Origin of the sequence: Prauserella muralis (assembly GCF_003202285.1) — a bacterium.
Lineage (GTDB): Bacteria > Actinomycetota > Actinomycetes > Mycobacteriales > Pseudonocardiaceae > Prauserella_B > Prauserella_B muralis.
Genome location: NZ_MASW01000001.1, coordinates 269,638 through 287,430 on the forward strand (window position 1 = coordinate 269,638; position 17,793 = coordinate 287,430).

Genomic DNA, 17,793 nt, shown 5'->3' on the forward strand with positions numbered 1-17,793 from the left:
CGTGAAGCGGTTGGCCGGTCCCAGCGATATGGCAACGCAGGACGTGACGTACATCGAAGCGCTGCTCGTGCCATGGACCAAGGCAAGGGCCTGGGCGACTGAGAAGAACAGAGAAGGACGCTGGCGCGAGGTTCGCGCATACAACCTCGACAAAATCCACGCATGGCTCGATCACGCCCCCGCAACAACAGCCTGGTTAGCGGCCCAAGTGGGCAAGGCGTTGCCGGGAGTCCGGAGCATCGGAGCTTGGTGGACCGAGACATGGCTACCGTCGACTCGCGTTCCCTTAAACCAAACGATCGTGCTTGCTGGCAGAGAAAAGGCAGCAGAAGACCTGGCTGCAATGCTCAGTACTGGACGTCGCCTGATTAAGCTAAGCAGTGATCTTCGACCGGACGAAGCGCGCGCATTCATCGCAGCAGCATTAGAACGCACAGCCTCTATTGATGCCAGTCGCGCAGGAGCCCGATCACTCTCCGTTACCGACGCTACGAGCCTTGCGCGCCTGGTGGCCCAACCACAGCCGCTCATCCTGGCCCTCGACGACGCTGCGTTGGCACGGGATCTTCCTGTTGGACATTCGCATCAGCTAATCGTAAACGCCGCTCCAGGACAACAACCTGATGTCACGGTTCCGCGGCTCGATAGCGAGATTATCGCTACGGAACTTCGAGTCGCTGGTGTTTCGCATGATCAAGTATCGCGGCTCGGCAATCTCGGTCGGCGAAGTCTTCTTGCCCTGAGAAGAGCCCTCGCATATTACCCGGACACGCTTACCCCCGCGTGGGCACGCGAACCAAACAAGATGATGCGCAGACTACTTCTTGTGAACTCTTGGCGCGCCGGGCATGACGAGGATCGCAGGATTGCTGCCGAGCTCACCGGGCAATCCTATGAGCAGGTCGACGAGACGGCCCAGCAGCTATCTCAAGGACCCGACGAGCCCTTCGTTGGCCGTGTCGATGACATTTGGCATGTGCTTTCAAGCGAAGACGCCTGGACGTTGCTTGCGTCAGCAATGACAGCCGACGACCTCCAGGCCTTCCGAGGAGCTGCCCTTGAGGTCTTTACCGAGCTTGACCCGGTGCTCGAAATGGCGCCCAGCGAGCGATGGATGGCAGGGTTTTACGGAACAACACGGAGATTCTCGCATACGTTACGGACGGGACTCGCGGAGTCGCTGGTTTTGCTTGCCGTCGTTGACTCCACTATTCAGGGCACCGTCGGCAGGACGACGGCAGAGTTCGCTCGCCACATAGTTGCCGACCTCCTGAATCAAGCAAATGCCGACGATAGCTACCGGCTTTGGCTCTCAATTTCTGACATCCTAACATTGCTTGCCGAAGCGGCACCGGACGAGTTTCTCGACGCCATGAGAATCGGAATGTCTGGCGACGCACCAGCACATGTAGCCATGTTCACCGAAGACCAAGAAGACGCTTTCGGTCTCGGCTCTCGTTCGCCGCATATCCACTTCCTTTGGGCACTCGAGGTTCTCGCGTGGAAGCCCGAATATATTGACGAAGTCGTCGAAGTGCTTACCGCACTCGCAGCGATGGACCCTGGCGGCCGTATCGCTAACCGACCACTATCTAGCCTGGTCGGGATTCTCAGTGCCTGGTGCCCGAACACGACGGCCAACGCCGAAGACCGGATCCGATGTATCCGGCGAATTGCACGTCGGGAGCCACGAGTGGCAAGACGTCTGCTGCCCGCACTAATCCCCGAAAGACACACGTTCCAAACGGCTCACGCGGGCCCAAAATATAGGGACTGGGAACGTAGTACGACGATCACTTACGGCGACCTCGATTGCGTGATAAAGACCGTTGTCGAACTCGCAACGGAAATGATAGACACGGAAGTCAATATGTGCGTCGATCTAATCGACAAAATTGACCTTGTTCCGCCTAACTCCAGACTTCTTATCACAGACCGCCTGAAAGCACTAGGAACAGAATTGTCGGACGGCGATTCGAAGACCCGCGCCTTTGAGGCCTTACGAGAAAAGATCGCGTATCATCAGGAGTATTCCGACACAGAGTGGGCCTTACCGCAGGACCAACTTTCCAAGTTGCAAGAAGCATGCGCCGCGTTGACGCCGAGCAATCCGGTATTGCGTCACGCATGGCTCTTCCGAAAAGACTGGATCACGCTCGGCGAGACGAGCAGGCGTGACGACTTCGAGGCACACGAGCGGCAGGTTAGCAACTATCGCTCAAGGGCGGTCGGTGAAATCCTCACGCAAGGTGGCGTCAGTGCGCTGATGGACCTGGCCGCACAAGTGCTGCATCCCAGCCTTATAGGAATAGCCCTCGCGAATTACTCGGACGGCTACGACGAAGACATGCTCGCGAAGCTGCCAGACAATGAGAGCCCCGAACGGGACGTGGCGTCCGGCTATATCAGTCAACGCTTGCGGCACGCCGGGACAGACTTGCGGGACCGACTTATCTCCAACACCCATGACCACCTAACCCAGGCCAGGGTTCTCCGATTAATGAGAAGACCTTCGGAGTCCTGGGAAAAACTTGGCGAATTGAGCCCAACGGTTCGGGAGCACTACTGGCGTGAATTCGTTTACTATGGCCTGGGCCACGACTTCGCACATGCATGCGAGGCAGCCTGGGCACTTCTCGATGTCGGGCGAGCAGCTGCGGCACTCGACTTGATTCAACTTTATTCGCGAACTGACGACCCGGGTATTGAAGTCGCCGAAATTATCGCGAGCGGACTCGAAGCGCTAGTTGAGAGCGGCCAGGATGATCCCGAAGTGCGACAATTCCAGGCTCACGATTTCGAAAGACTGTTCGGAATTCTCTCACGGTATCGGGATGCGGTCGGGCTTCAAAGAGTGGTCCACCTCGAATGGCAACTCTTCCCTATCATGACACTTGAGACCGATGCCCCGACACTTCATCGTGCCATCGTGGAGAACCCCGCCTTCTTTTGCGAACTGGTCGCCTACTCTCACAGACCGGACAACCAGAGCGAAGCTGAAGAAGATGGCATGGAGGAGCGCAGACGAGCACTTGCATCGCGCGCATACGAAGTCTTGAGATCATGTAGGCGGTGCCCTGGGGTTACTGCCGATGGCGAAATCGACGCAGCCACGTTGCGTTCATGGGTCCATGATGCGCGTACCCAGCTAAGAGCTGCCGATAGAGTGACTGCTGGCGACCGGCAAATCGGGGAGTTCCTTGCGAACTCGCCACCCACCAGCAATGGTGCACCGATAAATGAAATCGTCCGCGATATTATCGAGGAACTCTGTAGTGCTGACATTGAACGCGGAATTGAGATCGGCATTTACAATCTTCGCGGGACGACTGTACGCGGCATCACGGAGGGTGGCGCCCAAGAGCGACAACTGGCAGAAGCGTTCGAGCTACATTCCGAGCAGGCCCGGGAGTGGCCTAGGACACGAAGATTGCTAAAGAGGGTCGGAGAGCTTTATGCGGCAGAAGCTCGGCGGAACGAAGCAGAGGCGGAACGTCGGAGGCAAGGCTTGGATAGATAACTCGTGACAGATCACCAAGGTTTCGCCGAATATCGGTACCCTTAGAATGTGCGACGCCTGCGGAATTCTCGTACACCTGAGCCGAGACACGAAGGGCCTTGAGAAATTGACGACGAGCGCACCCATGACGGAAGAGTCGGCAAGAAAGGCCGTGGTTGCCGCCTGCGAGAGGGTGGGCCTCGACCCCACTGGGAGTGTGCTAGTTCGGCTAGGTTCGAATGCGGTGTTTCGCCTTAAGAAGGCGACGATCGTTCGTATCGGCCGTGATGTCGGTGGTATGCGCGACGCGGCCAAGCAGGTGGCCGTCGCGCGTTGGCTTGAGACTGAAGGGTATCCTGCAGCGAGAGCGCTCAAGGTCGCTCAGCCAGTTGACCTGGGCGGTCATCCAGTGACGTACTGGGAGTCTGCCTCAGACAGCGAGCGGTACGCACCTTTATCCCAGGTCGGAACCCTGCTGCGTTGCCTGCATGCACTTAGTCCGCCCGGATCGCTGCAATTGGATGAGACGCGCCCGTTTGCGAAGCTAGACAAACAGGCGGGCGCACTCGGCAACCTCCATCCTGACGACGCCGCATTTCTTCGTGATCGCATTGATTTTTTGCGGGAAAGTTATCAGAGTGTTGATTTCGCACTCTCACCCGGTGTGATCCATGGCGACGCCAACGTCGGCAACGTCATCCTTGACCGCGAGGGCAACCCGGTGCTGATCGACCTCGACAGCTTCAGCATTGGCCCGCGCGAGTGGGACCTGGTGCAGACGGCCCTGTTCTACGAGCGGTTCGGCTGGCACACGGAGGAGGAGTACCGCTCGTTTGTCGAGGCGTACGGCTTCGACATCATGGAATGGCCTGGGTACCCGGTGCTCGCCGACTACCGCGAGATCTCGATGACGATGTGGCTGTGTGGGAAGGCCGGGTCCGATGAGCGGGCCGCCGCCGAGGTGCGCAAGCGGGTCGAGACGCTCAGGACTGGCGGGAGCCGCCGCGAGTGGGCGCCCTTCTAGCGTCTTCCGGGAGCCAGAGCCGCGTGTTCGTGGCCTGCTCGATGAAGTTGGCGACGACCGGGCTTCGGCCGACGCGGGCGAGCCGTTCGCGGAACTCGCCGACGTAGGCGTGGCAGCGGGCTGACTTGAGTTGCTCGCCGATATGCAGGGCATCTAGGGCTACCTGGCAGGCCTGCTCCGCCTCGCCCTGGTCGAGGTAGGCGTCGGCGAGCACCATGGTGGCGAAGAAGTCGCTGCGTATGTAGCCGCTTTCGGTTGGCCCGAGGGATTGTGTGGCGTAGGTGGTGGCGTCGGCAGCCCGTCCGAGGTCGCGGTTGCAGTGGCCCAGCTCGGCGGCAAGCTCGGCTTCGTTGAAGTAGTCGAACCAGTCGGCGGGGTCGTCGTGCGGGTTGCGGCGTTCGAACTCGCGCACGGCCGCGGACATGGCGCGGTCGCATGCGGCGGCGTCGCCGAGCCGGGCCAGGGCGCGGGCTTCCATGGCGTAGTAGTGGGCCGATGCGCTGGGAGAGCCCGCGGTCTCGGTGCCCATCCGCGCAGCACGGGCGAGGTTGGCCGCCTCGCGGTAGTTGCCGAGAAACGTTGCCTGGTGGCTCATGGCGTCGAGGATGCTCGCGCCGAGTAGGCGGTCGCCGGTCGCCTCAGCAAGGCGAAGCGCCTGGATGAAATACCGCTGGGCGAGCCCGTGCAGCCCAGCGTCGTAGGACATCCACGCGCCCAGCAACGTCGCCTGCGCAGCGGCTTTGAACAGCTCGCGACCGACCTCGTCGGTGCAGGAACCCTGTAGCAGCGCAGCCAGATCGGTCCGCAAGAACTCGATCAATGCTCGGCGAGCGTGACCGCCTCCGTGCTGGCCGTCGAGCTGGTCGAACATCTCTGTGGTGCTGCGCAGGCCAGCGATGTCACCGGGGCCGACCTTGCGCTTGCCCTTGTGCCCCAACATGTCTTCGCGGGAGGCGACGAGCCAGGACAGGGAGGCCTCGTTCCACGCCGCGACGTTGGCCGGAGCCGACAGCACGACTGAGGTGGAATCAAGGTCGGCCTGCCACAAGCGCGTGACCGTGGCGATGCCGTTTGACATGTCGTCGGGATAGGCCAAGCCCAGGTCGCCCGGCACCTTCTCCGCCGCGCTGAACCCGACCTCATCGAGCCCGACCTGCCGCCCGAGCCGTTCACCGAGTGCGCCGGTGATGGCCTGCCGCGTAGCGGAGTCGCGCGGAACCATGCCGTTGAGCCAGCGGCGTACGTAGGTGTGGGTGTAGGTCCGACCGGCATGTTGCCCGACCGCGCGCGCGAACACCTTGAGCCCGACCGACCCGTCATCCCGCAGGAATCCGGCCTCATGCATCAGCGCGGCGAGACGCTCGTTGCCTTCCACGTCAGGCCCCGACTGTGCCCCGAGTGTTCAAGTGTGCCCCCTAGTGTGCCCTGTTTTGCCTGGTCAGGCTGCGGTTTCCTGGAGTCATGGCAGCGAACGGGAACACACAGAACCCGGCACTGGGAGGTATCCATGGCCCGCAAAAGCCTGATGCCGATGCCCACCAAGGGGCGGACAGCACCGAAGCTCATCGCCACCTTGGTCATCGTGGCATCGCTCGCGATCATTGTGAAGCACCCGAACGAGGCGGCGAGCTGGGCGAATGCGATCGGCAGATGGCTCGACAGCGCGCTGGACGGCCTGGTCTCGTTCGTACAGCAACTCTGAGCCGGGCCGCCGCCGCGAGGCTACGTTCCGAGCCGGGACAGGGCGGCGGACAGACGCTCGGCGAGGTCGTGTGCGCGCCGTTCCAACTCCTTCGCATCCTGTTGGAGGGCAAGCAACTCCGCTCGCGCGTCGGTCAGCCTTGCCTCCGGTGTGCGACCGCCCTCGCGCGGCGCCAGGACAACGGCCGCGCTCTTGTCCCTGATCTCAACCAGCCCTTCCCGCTCGAGCAGGTGGACTGCCTCCGAGGCGGTTCCCCGCGCCGCGCCGTGCTGATTGGCGAGCGCTCGGAAGCTCGGCAGCTTGTCCCCTGGCTTGAGATCGCCCGCGACGATGCGCTCACGCAGCGGCCCAGCGATGTCGTCCCTGCTCGCACCCATGCAATCCCCTTTCGCGGCCTGCCCAGTCTAGCGGTGGCCTAGGCCAGACCCTTGACACAAGCATCTGGCCCACTTACTGTCTCAATTTGCACGTCTGGCCTAGGCCAGATCTCAGGAAGCTCAACGGATGGGAGATTAATGAGTTCCGCACGGATCGCCAGCAAGACGGCACGTAAGGCGCTGTTCCCGCTGCTGGACGAGGACGTTTCTGCGGTGGCGAGGGAGGAAGCGATGGCGGCTGAGGTCGCGGAGATTGATGCGCTGGTGGAGGAGATGGAGCGGGAGTGGGCTGCTGCGGATCGGGTGGAGTCGCTGCGGGTGTCGCGGGATTTCACCGATCAGGTCCGGGCTCGGCGGACGCATCGCCGGGCGGATCGGACGGTGTTGCGGTCGCTGCCGACTCGTCTGGGTGTGTCCGCGTGTGGTGAGGGGGAGGCGGCGTGATGGGCAGGCCGAACACGGTGAGCGAGTTGGCCGCGTTGCAGCTGGCACGCCCGGGGCTGGACGCGCCGGAATCGGTGGTGGCGGCTTGGTACGCGCGCAAGGCGCGGGTGTTGGAGCACTTGGCCGCGGAGGGTTCGACGGCCGCTCGGGAGCAGGCGCGGGCTGCGTTGGAGCGCGCCCGGCGGTTGGGGGTCGCGGCGTGGTCCGGATAAATGTGCCGGACCCCGGCTCGGCGGCCCGAACCGCCAAGAACGCGCCCACCGGGCCGGGGCTTCCCACTCAGCCAGCAACGGACTCAACGGGAAGGAATCCCATGGTAGGCAAGCTGCGCGCGGTGCTGGGTGCCACGGCCCTTCGGCTGGCCCGCGCCGCCACAGAGGACAGCGTGACGTATTGCCCGCACGCGCTGAACCGGCTCATCTCGACGGTGACGGCGCGGGAGGTGGCGGGGCGGCTGCGGGAACGCGCCGCCTGGCACGCCTGGTGTGCTGAGGATGCGGGTGTGACCGCGTTTGAGCGGCAGTGGCACGCCAGCGAAGCGGTGGAGCTGGAGGAGCTGGCTGGGCGCGAGCTCGCCGCGGCGGGCCTGGCCGGAAGCGAGGCCACCCGATGACCCCCACCACGACAGACACGGCGGTGCGACGGGTGCCGACCGTTGTGGAGATCGAGGCCGCCCGCCTGCGTGCGCTCGCCGAGCTGGAGGCCGCGTTGCGGGTGTTGGGTGGCTGGACGGATCTGTTGCGTCAGGTCGCCGAGCAGCGCGTCGGTGGTGGCACGGCGGATGAGGTGCTGGGTGATCCGGCGTATTGGGACGCGATTGGCCTGTACGGCCAGATCAGCGCCAGCATCGCCCGCTTCGAGCGCGACAGCGCGCACGTGGGGGGTGAGCGGTGATGTCCACGTTCGACGTTTTGGCCCGTTATGGCACGGCGGCGTTGCTGCGGTTTGTGGGGGCGGTGGTGCTGTTCTTGCTGCTGCACCTGGCCCGGATTCCGCTGGTGTTGCTGGCGCGGGTGCTGGAGATCGCGATGCGCCGGATTGACGCCTACGCGGCGCGGCAGGCGTCGCGGCCGCCGCGGCGGCCGATCAATCACTACTTCGATCACTCGGGGGAGGAGGCCACGGGTGTCTACGCCTGACTTTTACACCACGGATGAGGCCACCGCGGCAGCCGAGGAGCGGCGGGAGTGCGTGTGGCACAACACCCACGTGCTGGCCGGGGCCGCCGTGGCCGGGGGCCTGCTGTGGTGGCTGACCACGAACTTCTACGGCGGCTGGGTGTTCTGGACGGTGCTGTTGCTCGGCGTGGTGCTGGGCGATGCGTTCTACGCCGCCGTGGCGTTGGTGGCCGCGTGGCGGTCGCGAGGGGAGGTGCCGGGTCGTGACTGAGCTGGAGCGTCGCGCGGTGGCGGGCGAGGCCACGCGCACGGATCGGGTGGTGTCGTGGATCGGCTGGCACATCGGCGAACTCACCGCCGTGGGCCTGCCGCTGCTGCTCGCCGTCGCGATCACCTGGTGGCTGTTGGGGGTGGCGGTGTTGGCCGGCGGGTTGTGGATCGCCCGCGAGGTGCACCGCGCCCGCCAGCGCCACGCCACCACCAACCCCCGCAAGCAGAAGCAGGAGCGCGAGCACGCCCGTCAGGGCGCTCGTGGTGAGGAGGCGAGCGCATGAGTACGTGGCGGGAGGAGCGCCGCAAGGACCGGGCCGCCGAGGCCGAAGTGAAGCGCGCTGATGCGCTGGCCGCGGCGGAGGCGGAGGCGATCCGGGCGGCGGCGATGACGGAGGCGCAGCGGGCCGCGACCGAACAGCAGCACGCGCTGGCGCGGCAGGCCCGCGCCGACCGGGCTGCGGCCAGGCAGGCGCGCCGCGAGCGCCGCACGGCGGCTCTGGCGGGGTTGCGGGCGTGGGCGGGTGCGCATGTGGTGGATCTGCTGATCTACCCGCTCGCCCTGGTGAGCGCGGTGATGGCGGTTCCGGCGATGGCCGCCTACGGCCACGCCCTGTACGGCATGGCGATCGGGCTGGTGCTGCCACTGCTCTCAGAGCTGGGCATGTGGGCCTTCGCCCTGGCCGTGCAGGTCACCCGCCACCGCACACCGCAGCGGCCGGTGTGGGCGCTGCAGGTCGGGGTGTGGCTCTTCGCCGGGGTGAACTTCACCCTCAACCTGCTGCACGGCCTCGAATCGGGTCTGTCGGCCGGGGTGGCGATGGGCCTGGTGTCGGTGGCCGGGGTGGTGGCGCACCAGCTCATCACCGCCGGACCCCGCAAGACGCGGACCGAGCGCGACACCGCCCGCATCGAGAAGGTCGCCGCCCGCAAGGTCGCCCGGGTGCGGAAGGCGGCGGTGCGCCAAGCGGTCGCCGAGATCGGCCCGGACGGCGCCGCCCGGCTGGTCTACGCCCCCGGCCGCTACGTCCTCACCCGCCCGCGTCGTCTGGCGGTGCGGCGTCGACTGGAGGCCGCCATCGTGCCCGGCCTACCTGTCCCGTCCGCTGTCGACGCGGACCTGGACGGGCTGGATCGGGAACTGGCCGACCTCCTTGGCAGCCACGGGGCCGGGGTGGAGTCGAGGCCTGCCGACCCCGGCGACGACCCGACTACCGACGCCGGTGGGTCGGGGTCGGTGGCGACCCTCGACCACGGGCCTGGCCAGCAAGAGTCGACCCCCAACTCGGCGCGGATCGAGCCGCGTCCGGGCCGCTCGATCGAGCAGCTCCGCGTGGAGCTGGCGGCGGCGGTCGAGGCGGGCCGGGTCGATCCGACGTCGGCGGAGTCGATCCGCAAGACCCTGCGGTGTGCGGCCAAGACCGCCCGCCAGCTCCGTGACGACTACCGCCGCAACCACCACCAGTAACCCCGGGGGACACCAATGGACACACACGAGCACGACGAGCAGGGCGAGTGGGGGTTGGCGCGGGTGCACTACCTGCCCGCCACCCGCACCAACGACCACGACCCGGTGGGGTCGGGGGAGGCGATTGAGGGGGAGATCGTCACCACCGAACCCCGCCCGACGTGGGGCACGCGGCTGCTGCACGGCCCCTCGGAGATGACCCGCGCCCGCCGCGCCGAGAGGGCCGTGGTCATCACCCATCGCACGGCGCCGGTGGCCAAGCGGGGCACGAAAGTGCTGGGCCGGGAGCTGTACTACCTGGGCAAGGGCACCGTCGTCGCGGCCGCGCGGGTGTGGCAGGCCAAGACCAACTCCGGCTACCAGCGCGATCTGCGGGAGGCCCGCGCCGCCGGGAACACCGAGCTGTATCTGGAGATCGAGGAACGCGGCGAACGCGCCCGCGAGCACCGGCACCGCCGCCGCATGGAACTGCTCACCGAAGCCCCGAAAGCCCTGGTCAAAGCCCTGTGCGTCGGCTCGGCGGCCCTCGCCGGGGCGCTGCTCGCCCTCGGCATCGTGCTGGCCGTCGCGCAGAAAGACCCGGGGCTGATCCTCGCCCCGATCAACGGCGTCATCGAGGCCATCACCTGGACCTACTGGTTCGCCGTGACCTGGGGGTTCCTGTTCCTCATCGGCGGGTCGGTAGCTGCGGTAGCGGGCTTGCGGTATCTGGGCAAGACCCACGGCACCGTGCCGACCTGGGCCACCCCGGACACCACCCCGGTCGATCCGGACCGGGATGTGGTGCCGGACGAGGGCGCGATCCTCTCGGCGCTGCGCACGCTCGGGTATGGGCCGTTGACCAGCGCGTTCAAGGAAGGCTGGCAGCCGCGGTGGGTCGCCCCCACCACCCGCGTCGGGCGCGGCTGGCACACCCAGTTGTTGCTGCCGCGGCAGGTGCCGGTGGAGGAGATCGCCAAACGCAAGACCGTGCTCGCGCACAACCTGCTGCGCAAGCCGATCGAGGTCTGGCCCACCGAACCCAAGGACCAGCCCGGGGTGCTCGACCTGTGGGTCGCTGACCAGGGCATCCTCACCGGGCCGGTGGACCCGTGGCCGCTGCTGCACGAGGGCACCTGCGACTACTTCACCGGCGTCCCGGTAGCGGTGGATGCCCGCGGGGAGCAGGTGATTGGGCGGCTGATGGCCCGCAACTACCTCATCGCGGGGATCATGGGCTCCGGCAAATCGTCCCTGGTCATCTGCCTGCTCCTCGGCGCGATGCTCGATCCGCTGGTGGACATCGACGTGCACGTGCTGGCCTACAACGTCGACTACGACCCGATGAAACCCCGCCTCCGGTCGCTGGTGAAGGGCGATGAGGAGGAGCACATCGAGGCCGCCATGACCACCCTGCGCACCCTCGCGGGCGAGGTGTCCGAGCGGGGCCGCATCCTCGAAGAACTCGGTGGAGAGGAAGCCAAGCTGACCCGCGAGATCGCCGAGCGCGACGAGCGGATGCGGCCGCGGGTGGTGGTCTTCGATGAGGTGCACGAGCTGTTCACGCACAAACAGCACGGCACCGAGGCCAAAGAGCTGGCGTTGAAGGTGACCAAGAAGGCCCGCAAGACCGGCATCACCATGCTCTGGGTCACCCCCGACGCCGACGCCAACAGCCTGCCGCGCGGGATCTCCAAGACCGCCTCCAACCGGGTCGCCTTCGCCATCAACGACCACCAGGGCAACGACGCCATCCTCGGCACCGGCATGCACAAACGCGGCTACTCCGCCACCACCCTCGTCGCCGGGGAGGACGTGGGCACCGCGATGGCCGCCGGGTTCGCCAAGGTGCCGGGCCTGATCCGCGCCCACTACGTCCGCAAAGAGAAGGGCATCGACGAGATCACCCCGGTGGTGCAGCGCGCTTTGGCGCTGCGCGAGGAGCACGGCATCACCACCACCCCCGCCCCGGTCGAGATCAGCGCGGCGGTCGATCCGCTGGCCGACATCGCGGCGGTGCTGGGCGAGCGGGCGCGGATGAAAACCCGCGAGGTGCTGCAACAGCTCGCCCAGCGCAACCCGGCCGCCTACCGCGACTGGACCCCGCACCGGCTCACCGCCTACCTCGCCGAGCACGACGCCGAGCCCTACAAGACCGAAGGAGCCATGCAAGTCTCCGCCGCCCGCATCCACCAAGCCATCACCGAACGTAACCACGACAGCGACGACGAACCCGACGACACCGAGGGCATCTAGGCCAGGGAGGCAGCGGAGTTGAGGGAGTTTTCCCTCACCGCCTCCCTCACCCCACCTCCCCCGACCTGAACAGCCACGACAACGGCCAAGGGAGGCCAGGGACCCAGCCCCCCACACCCCCTCGACCACGCCAGAACCCGCACCCGCACACCGCCGGGTGGCTCCCTCCCCGGGGACGCCGCCCCGGCACCCCCTACCCACACGCCACTACACACCGTAACCAAGCCTGGAGACGAGAGATGGGACGCTACCGCGACCACGAGGACCTGACCCGCTGGGTGTCGGCCTTCCACGAAGCCGGGCACGCCGTCGTGCACTGCGCGGCCGGGGGCCGCCTGCGCACCGCCCGGCTCACCGCCGACGACGCCGGACACATCACCACACGCGAGAACGGGCCGCACCCCGACCGGCCGCTCGACTGGCTGGCCATGCTGCTCGCCGGACACGAGGCCGCCACCCGGTTCCTCGTCCAACACGGCGGCTACAGCACCGGCCAGGCGCGCAGCCGCACCCGCGGCAGCGCCCGCGACGACCTCGCCGCCTTCCGCCGCGACGCCCGCGGCACCGGCATCAGCGAAAGCCGCGCCCGCCGCGAAGCCGCCACCCGCGTGCGCCGCCACTGGGGCCGCATCCAACGCGCCGCCCACACCCTGCACGCCACCGGCCGCCTCACCACCTCCCGCGTCTAACCACCCACGAAAGGCACCCGATCCATGCACACCCACACCACCCACAGCACCCGCCGGGCCGTGCTCGCCACCACCGCCGCACTCGCCGCGACCCTCACCCTCACCGGATGCCGCCTACCCACCACACACACCACCACCCCCGCACCCGCGGCCACCCCGGTCGCTGGCGCCGTTGACGTGGCGGGATTGCGGGTCGCGCCGGAAGACACCGGCGCCCCCTACGACCGGGACCAGTGGCCGCACTGGGACTACGTCGGCGACGGCTGCGACACCCGCGACGAGGTTCTGCGCGAGCAGGGCCACGGCGTCCGGGTCGGCGAGGACTGCCGCATCACCGCCGGACAGTGGACCAGCGCCTACGACGGGCAGGTCGTCACCGACCCGTCCGAGCTGGACATCGACCACGTGGTGCCGCTGGCCGAAGCCGCCCGCTCCGGCACCCGCCACTGGAGCGAGGCCCAGCGCGAGGCCTACGCCAACGACCCCGCGCTGCTCGTGGCCGTCACCGCCGCCAGCAACCGCGCCAAGGGCGACCAGGACCCCGCGCACTGGCTGCCCGACCGCGACCGCTGCGGCTACGTGCAGCGCTGGGTCGCGGTCAAACACCGCTACCGACTCACTGTTGATCCCGCCGAGGCCGCCGCGCTGCGCGGCGTGCTCGCCCGCTGCGGGGGTGATCGGTGATGGGACTGTTCGGGCCACGCCGCGACCCCGAGGACCCCCGGCAACTGCAGATCGCCGTGCACGAGCTGGGGCACGCATTCGCCTGGAAGGCCGCCGGGTTCCGGATCAAGGAAATCGTGCACGAGGGCGACAGCGGCTACGTCAACGTCCGCTGGGACGACGACAACCTCCTCGGCTACGCCATTGGCTGCTGGGGCGGATTCGAGGCCGAAGACAAGTGGATGCGCACCCACGGCAAGCGCGCCAGCCGCTACCACTCCAGCCACGACATCAAGAACTTCCGCCACGTCAACCGCGCCCTGGGCAACGACCGCCTGTCCGAAGGCAAGGCCCGCGCCCTGGCCCGCAAGCACATCAACCGGCACTACGCGGCGATCCTCGCCGCCGCCCCGCGGCTGATCGTCAAGGGCCGCCTGTCCCTCTAAAGCCGCTGCCGGGCCGATGACCGGCCCCCGGAGCCTCACCGGCCCGGCAGCCCCCACACCACCCCACGTCGGAGGAACCCGTTGAACACCACTGCCACCGCTGTAGCGCTAACCGACCCGGAACGCCAGTTCGTCGGCTGCCTGCTCTGGCTGCCCCACCACACCGCCCGCGCGGTGCTGGCCGGCATGCGCGCCACCGACCTGGCCGACCCCATGACCGCACACGTCCTACACCTGGTGATCGAGGTTGTGGCCGCCGGGCAGGCGCCCGCACCGGTCACCGTCTACACCCACGCCACCGCCACCGGCCACGCCCCCGGCGAGCACCGCCGCCACTGGCTCGCCCGCTGGCTGGCCGACACCTACAGCCACACCCCCACCCCCGTGCCCGATGTCGCCTGGCACCTCAAAACCGCCGTCCTCGAGGCCGCCTGGCGCCGCGCCCTCACCACCCACGCCCGGCGCCTGCTGCACGCCACCGAGCACACGCCGACCGAGCTGCTCGCCGAGCTCGCCGACGACACCGAAGCCGCCGACGAACTCTGGACCCGCTACCGCCAGGCCCTGGCCGAGGTGGCCCCGAACCGGCTGGAGGTGGCCGCCTGATGCCCGCCCGACGCACCCACACCGGCCCCACCCGCGCCGTCCACGTCCCCGGCCGCGCCACCGTGCCCCGCCTGTCCTGGGCCGACTTCGGCCTCCAACCGGGTGAGCTGGACTGGCAAACCCACGCCGCCTGCGCCGCGCCCGACATCGACCCGGACCTGTTCTTCCCCGAACCCCGCCAGGCGGCCCAAGCCCAACGGATCTGCGCGGCCTGCCCCGTGCGCCAGCAATGCCAGGCCCACGCCCAACGGCACCGCGAGCGACACGGCATCTGGGGCGGCCTGAGCACCCGCAAACTGCCGCGCACCCGCCAACCCGGACACGCCGCCACCCGCCAACGCGCGGTGGCCGTCGCCCGGCTCACCCGCGCCGGACTGACCTCGGTCCAGATCGCCCAACGGCTCGACCTCAGCCCCCGCACCATCGACCGCTACCGCGCCCACCACCAACGCCTGGAGGAAGCCGCCTGATGAACGTCCTCTCGCTGTTCTCGGGAATCGGCGGGCTCGAACTCGGCCTGGAACGGGCCGGAATGACCACTGTCGGCCAAGTCGAACTCGATCCGTTCTGCCGTTCCATCCTCGCCCGTCACTGGCCGGAGGTACCCCAGCATGACGACGTCCGCACCACCCCCGAATGGTGGGCAAGCGCTGTTCGACCCGCCGTCGACCTCGTCGCCGGCGGATTCCCCTGCCAACCCTTCTCCAGCGCCGGGCGCCGGCGCGGCGTCGCCGACGAACGCTGGGGCTGGCCCTGGATGGAACGAGTCATTCGCCTGGTTCGACCCCGCTACGTCCTCGTGGAAAACGTCGCAGCTCTGCTTGATGACGGCGACGCCTTCGGATGGGTCCTGCGTGACCTGGCCGCGCTCGGGTTCGATGCGCAGTGGTCAGTGCTCTCGGCGTGCGCCGTGGGTGCCCCACACACACGCGAACGCCTGTTCCTCCTGGCCCACCCCCACAGCCTCGATGGGCCGCCGCGGCTGGGGCCTGGGCACGGGCGGCCGCTACCGCCCCGACGTGGAGGCCCGCATCCGTGGCCTGATCCGATCCACGGGCTGCTGGCGACCCCACCCGACTCAACTGGAATGGCTGATGGGGTTCCCCCAGAGCTGGACGGCCCCCGCGTCCACGCACTCGGCAACGCAGTCGTGCCCCAGGTCGCCGAACACATCGGCCACCTGATCATGCGCTCTCACCACACGCATAGCGACCAAGCCGAGGAGGCCGCCTAATGACCACCCACACCGCCACACGCGCTGTCGAGGGTCGGCGGGCGTTGTCGATCCGCCAACCTTGGGCCGCGCTGATCCTGGCCGGACACAAACCGGTCGAAAACCGGACCTGGGGCACCCGCTGGCGCGGTGTGCTGCTGCTGCACGCCGGACAACGCCCCGACCCCCACGCCACCACCCTGGCCGCCCGCTACGGCATCACCAGCCCACCCACCGGCGCCTACCTCGGCACCGCCGTGCTCGCCGACGTCCACCACGACCGCGACTGCGGTGGCTGCACCGCATGGAGCGAACCCGGCGTGTGGCACTGGGTACTCACCCACCCCCGCGCGTTCGCCGAACCCATCCGCGCACCCGGCCAACGCGGCCTCTACACCCCGCCCACCGCCATCACCACCCACGCCACCGTGCGTGCCGTGGAGGAGGTTGCCTGATGACGAACCCGGATGCCGTCACCGCGATCGACACCGCCCTCGCCGACGTCGCCGAGCCGGACTGGTCCGCGCCGTGCGCGTGCTGCGGGAACCCACGCGGTGACTCGCCCTCCCCGGACTTCTGCTCGGAGGAGTGCCAGACACGCTGGCACCTCGCCGACACCGACACCGGCGGGGTCACCGATGGCGGCGCGGCACCGGACACCACCCTGCCCGAAGCCGCCCCCGCACGGCCCCTCACCTGGCTCGGCCCCGCCCCGGCGGGCGCGCGGGCCGGGCACGAGGTGCTGGACACCGTGCGCGAGTTCGTCGCCCGCTACTCGGCATTCCCCAGCGAACACTGCGCCGCGATGCTGGCGCTGTGGTACGCCCACACCCACGCCGCCGACCACTTCTACGTCACCCCCCGGCTGATCCTCGACTCCGCCGAACCCGGCAGCGGCAAAACCCGCGTGCTCGAAGTCGCCCAATTCCTCGTCCGCGCACCCGAAATGACCATCTCCGCCACCACCGCCGCGCTGTTCCGCATGGTCGCCGACGGCCCCATCACCATCCTCTTCGACGAAGTGGACGCGATCTTCAACCTGAAGAACGGAGGCAACCACGAAGACCTGCGCGCCCTGCTCAACGCCGGATACAAACGCTCCGCCACCATCGCCCGCTGCGTCGGCGACGCCCGCGCCATGAAAGTCGAAAAGTTCCCGGTCTACGCGCCCGCCGCCCTTGCCGGGATCGCCGGACACATGCCCGCCACCATCACCACCCGCGCCATCACCGTGCACATGAAACGCCGCCGCGCCGACGAACCCGTCGCCGAGTTCTGGGAAGAAGACGTCGAACGCGAAGCCCGCCCCATCCGCGACGCCCTGGCCGCCTGGATGGAAACCATCGCCGAACACGTCGGGCGGTCACGGCCGGACATGCCCACCGGCGTGCGCGACCGCCCCGCCGAAATCTGGCGACCCCTCATCGCCATCGCCGACGCCGCCGGAGACCACTGGCCCACCACCGCCCGCACCGCCTGCCAACACTTCGTCACCCACGCCGCCACCCAACCCGACAGCATCGGCATCCGCCTGCTCGCCGACCTCCAAACCCTGTTCACCACCCGCGACACCGACCGCATGACCACCGCCGACATCCTCACCGCCCTCCACGGCCACGACGAATCACCCTGGGCCGACCTCCAAGGCAAACCCCTCGACGCCCGCCGGCTGGGCAAGCTGCTCGGCAAGTACGGCGTGCGCTCGACCAACATCAAACAAACCGGCGGCGGGGTCGCCAAGGGCTACCGCCTCGACGGCGACGGCGGCCTCGCCGACGCCTGGAGCCGCTACCTGCCTGTAGCCGCTACCTCCGCTACCACCGCTGCCCCGCAGGTCAACCCGGTAGCGGATACCGAACCGGTAGCGGATACATCCGCTACCCCCACCACCGAGCCACCCGAGCCCGAACCGGACGGGTAGCGGATACATCCGCTACCACCGATCCATCCGCTACCCCACTGACCAGGCAAGTAGCGCCGGTAGCGGAGGTAGCGGATACCACCAGCCCCCGCCAACCGATACCTGAGGAGGCCCCCGT

21 protein-coding genes are annotated in these 17,793 nt (G+C 67.8%); 19 read left to right on the forward strand and 2 right to left on the reverse strand.

Features of this window, described 5'->3' with window-relative positions; genetic code table 11:
• Position 1: 1 nt before the first annotated feature.
• A complete protein-coding gene (locus tag BAY60_RS36690; protein ID WP_146770967.1) occupies positions 2-3,520 on the forward strand; it encodes a hypothetical protein in 3,519 nt (1,172 codons plus the stop codon).
• A gap of 124 nt (positions 3,521-3,644) precedes the next feature.
• Positions 3,645-4,523, forward strand: coding sequence for a phosphotransferase family protein (locus tag BAY60_RS02130; RefSeq protein ID WP_112279125.1), 879 nt, complete (start codon positions 3,645-3,647; stop codon positions 4,521-4,523).
• On the opposite strand, the gene BAY60_RS02135 is transcribed toward BAY60_RS02130, so the two are convergent.
• A complete protein-coding gene (locus BAY60_RS02135; RefSeq protein ID WP_112279126.1) occupies positions 4,483-5,898 on the reverse strand; it encodes an NsdA family TPR-like regulatory protein in 1,416 nt (471 codons plus the stop codon). The two genes, BAY60_RS02130 and BAY60_RS02135, sit on opposite strands and share 41 nt — an antisense overlap.
• A gap of 132 nt (positions 5,899-6,030) precedes the next feature.
• On the opposite strand from BAY60_RS02135, the gene BAY60_RS02140 reads away from it, so the two are divergent.
• Positions 6,031-6,225 carry a hypothetical protein gene (locus BAY60_RS02140; protein ID WP_112279127.1) on the forward strand — a complete coding sequence of 65 codons (195 nt, stop codon included), beginning with the start codon at positions 6,031-6,033 and terminating at the stop codon, positions 6,223-6,225.
• 20 nt (positions 6,226-6,245) lie between these two features.
• Here the strand turns inward: BAY60_RS02140 and BAY60_RS02145 are convergent, their stop codons facing one another.
• On the reverse strand, positions 6,246-6,602 hold the full coding sequence (locus tag BAY60_RS02145) for a winged helix-turn-helix domain-containing protein (RefSeq protein WP_112279128.1): 357 nt from the start codon (positions 6,600-6,602) through the stop codon (positions 6,246-6,248).
• A 138-nt stretch (positions 6,603-6,740) separates the two neighbouring features.
• Between BAY60_RS02145 and BAY60_RS02150 the strand changes: the two genes are divergently transcribed.
• From BAY60_RS02150 to BAY60_RS02230, 16 genes are all read left to right on the forward strand, one after another.
• Positions 6,741-7,046 (forward strand): hypothetical protein, encoded by a 306-nt coding sequence (locus tag BAY60_RS02150; protein ID WP_112279129.1) that lies wholly within the window; start codon positions 6,741-6,743, stop codon positions 7,044-7,046.
• Between the two features lie 313 nt (positions 7,047-7,359).
• On the forward strand, positions 7,360-7,659 hold the full coding sequence (locus BAY60_RS02160) for a hypothetical protein (RefSeq protein WP_112279131.1): 300 nt from the start codon (positions 7,360-7,362) through the stop codon (positions 7,657-7,659).
• A complete protein-coding gene (locus BAY60_RS02165; protein ID WP_112279132.1) occupies positions 7,656-7,940 on the forward strand; it encodes a hypothetical protein in 285 nt (94 codons plus the stop codon). Before BAY60_RS02160 ends, BAY60_RS02165 begins: the two co-directional genes overlap by 4 nt.
• A complete protein-coding gene (locus BAY60_RS02170) occupies positions 7,940-8,185 on the forward strand; it encodes a hypothetical protein (protein WP_112279133.1) in 246 nt (81 codons plus the stop codon). Before BAY60_RS02165 ends, BAY60_RS02170 begins: the two co-directional genes overlap by 1 nt.
• Complete coding sequence (locus tag BAY60_RS02175; RefSeq protein WP_146770968.1) at positions 8,172-8,435, forward strand: hypothetical protein; 264 nt, start codon at positions 8,172-8,174, stop codon at positions 8,433-8,435. Before BAY60_RS02170 ends, BAY60_RS02175 begins: the two co-directional genes overlap by 14 nt.
• On the forward strand, positions 8,428-8,718 hold the full coding sequence (locus tag BAY60_RS02180) for a hypothetical protein (protein ID WP_112279135.1): 291 nt from the start codon (positions 8,428-8,430) through the stop codon (positions 8,716-8,718). The genes BAY60_RS02175 and BAY60_RS02180 overlap by 8 nt, the downstream gene beginning before the upstream one ends.
• Complete coding sequence (locus BAY60_RS02185) at positions 8,715-9,902, forward strand: hypothetical protein (protein WP_112279136.1); 1,188 nt, start codon at positions 8,715-8,717, stop codon at positions 9,900-9,902. The genes BAY60_RS02180 and BAY60_RS02185 overlap by 4 nt, the downstream gene beginning before the upstream one ends.
• A gap of 15 nt (positions 9,903-9,917) precedes the next feature.
• A complete protein-coding gene (locus BAY60_RS02190; protein WP_112279137.1) occupies positions 9,918-12,137 on the forward strand; it encodes an FtsK/SpoIIIE domain-containing protein in 2,220 nt (739 codons plus the stop codon).
• A 239-nt stretch (positions 12,138-12,376) separates the two neighbouring features.
• Entirely contained in the window at positions 12,377-12,826 is a 450-nt protein-coding gene (locus tag BAY60_RS02195; RefSeq protein ID WP_112279138.1) for a hypothetical protein, read from the forward strand.
• A 24-nt stretch (positions 12,827-12,850) separates the two neighbouring features.
• Positions 12,851-13,510 (forward strand): HNH endonuclease family protein, encoded by a 660-nt coding sequence (locus tag BAY60_RS02200; protein ID WP_112279139.1) that lies wholly within the window; start codon positions 12,851-12,853, stop codon positions 13,508-13,510.
• A complete protein-coding gene (locus tag BAY60_RS02205; RefSeq protein WP_112279140.1) occupies positions 13,510-13,935 on the forward strand; it encodes a hypothetical protein in 426 nt (141 codons plus the stop codon). Before BAY60_RS02200 ends, BAY60_RS02205 begins: the two co-directional genes overlap by 1 nt.
• An 81-nt stretch (positions 13,936-14,016) precedes the next feature.
• Entirely contained in the window at positions 14,017-14,541 is a 525-nt protein-coding gene (locus BAY60_RS02210; protein WP_112279141.1) for a hypothetical protein, read from the forward strand.
• Positions 14,541-15,011: a WhiB family transcriptional regulator gene (locus tag BAY60_RS02215; protein WP_112279142.1), complete on the forward strand. Its 471-nt coding sequence runs from the start codon at positions 14,541-14,543 to the stop codon at positions 15,009-15,011. Before BAY60_RS02210 ends, BAY60_RS02215 begins: the two co-directional genes overlap by 1 nt.
• The gene (locus tag BAY60_RS02220; protein ID WP_112279143.1) at positions 15,011-15,775 is read left to right on the forward strand and encodes a DNA cytosine methyltransferase; all 765 of its coding nucleotides are present in this window, start codon (positions 15,011-15,013) and stop codon (positions 15,773-15,775) included. The genes BAY60_RS02215 and BAY60_RS02220 overlap by 1 nt, the downstream gene beginning before the upstream one ends.
• Positions 15,775-16,209, forward strand: coding sequence for an ASCH domain-containing protein (locus BAY60_RS02225; protein ID WP_112279144.1), 435 nt, complete (start codon positions 15,775-15,777; stop codon positions 16,207-16,209). The genes BAY60_RS02220 and BAY60_RS02225 overlap by 1 nt, the downstream gene beginning before the upstream one ends.
• A complete protein-coding gene (locus BAY60_RS02230) occupies positions 16,209-17,675 on the forward strand; it encodes a DUF3631 domain-containing protein (protein WP_112279145.1) in 1,467 nt (488 codons plus the stop codon). Before BAY60_RS02225 ends, BAY60_RS02230 begins: the two co-directional genes overlap by 1 nt.
• Positions 17,676-17,793: the final 118 nt, after the last annotated feature.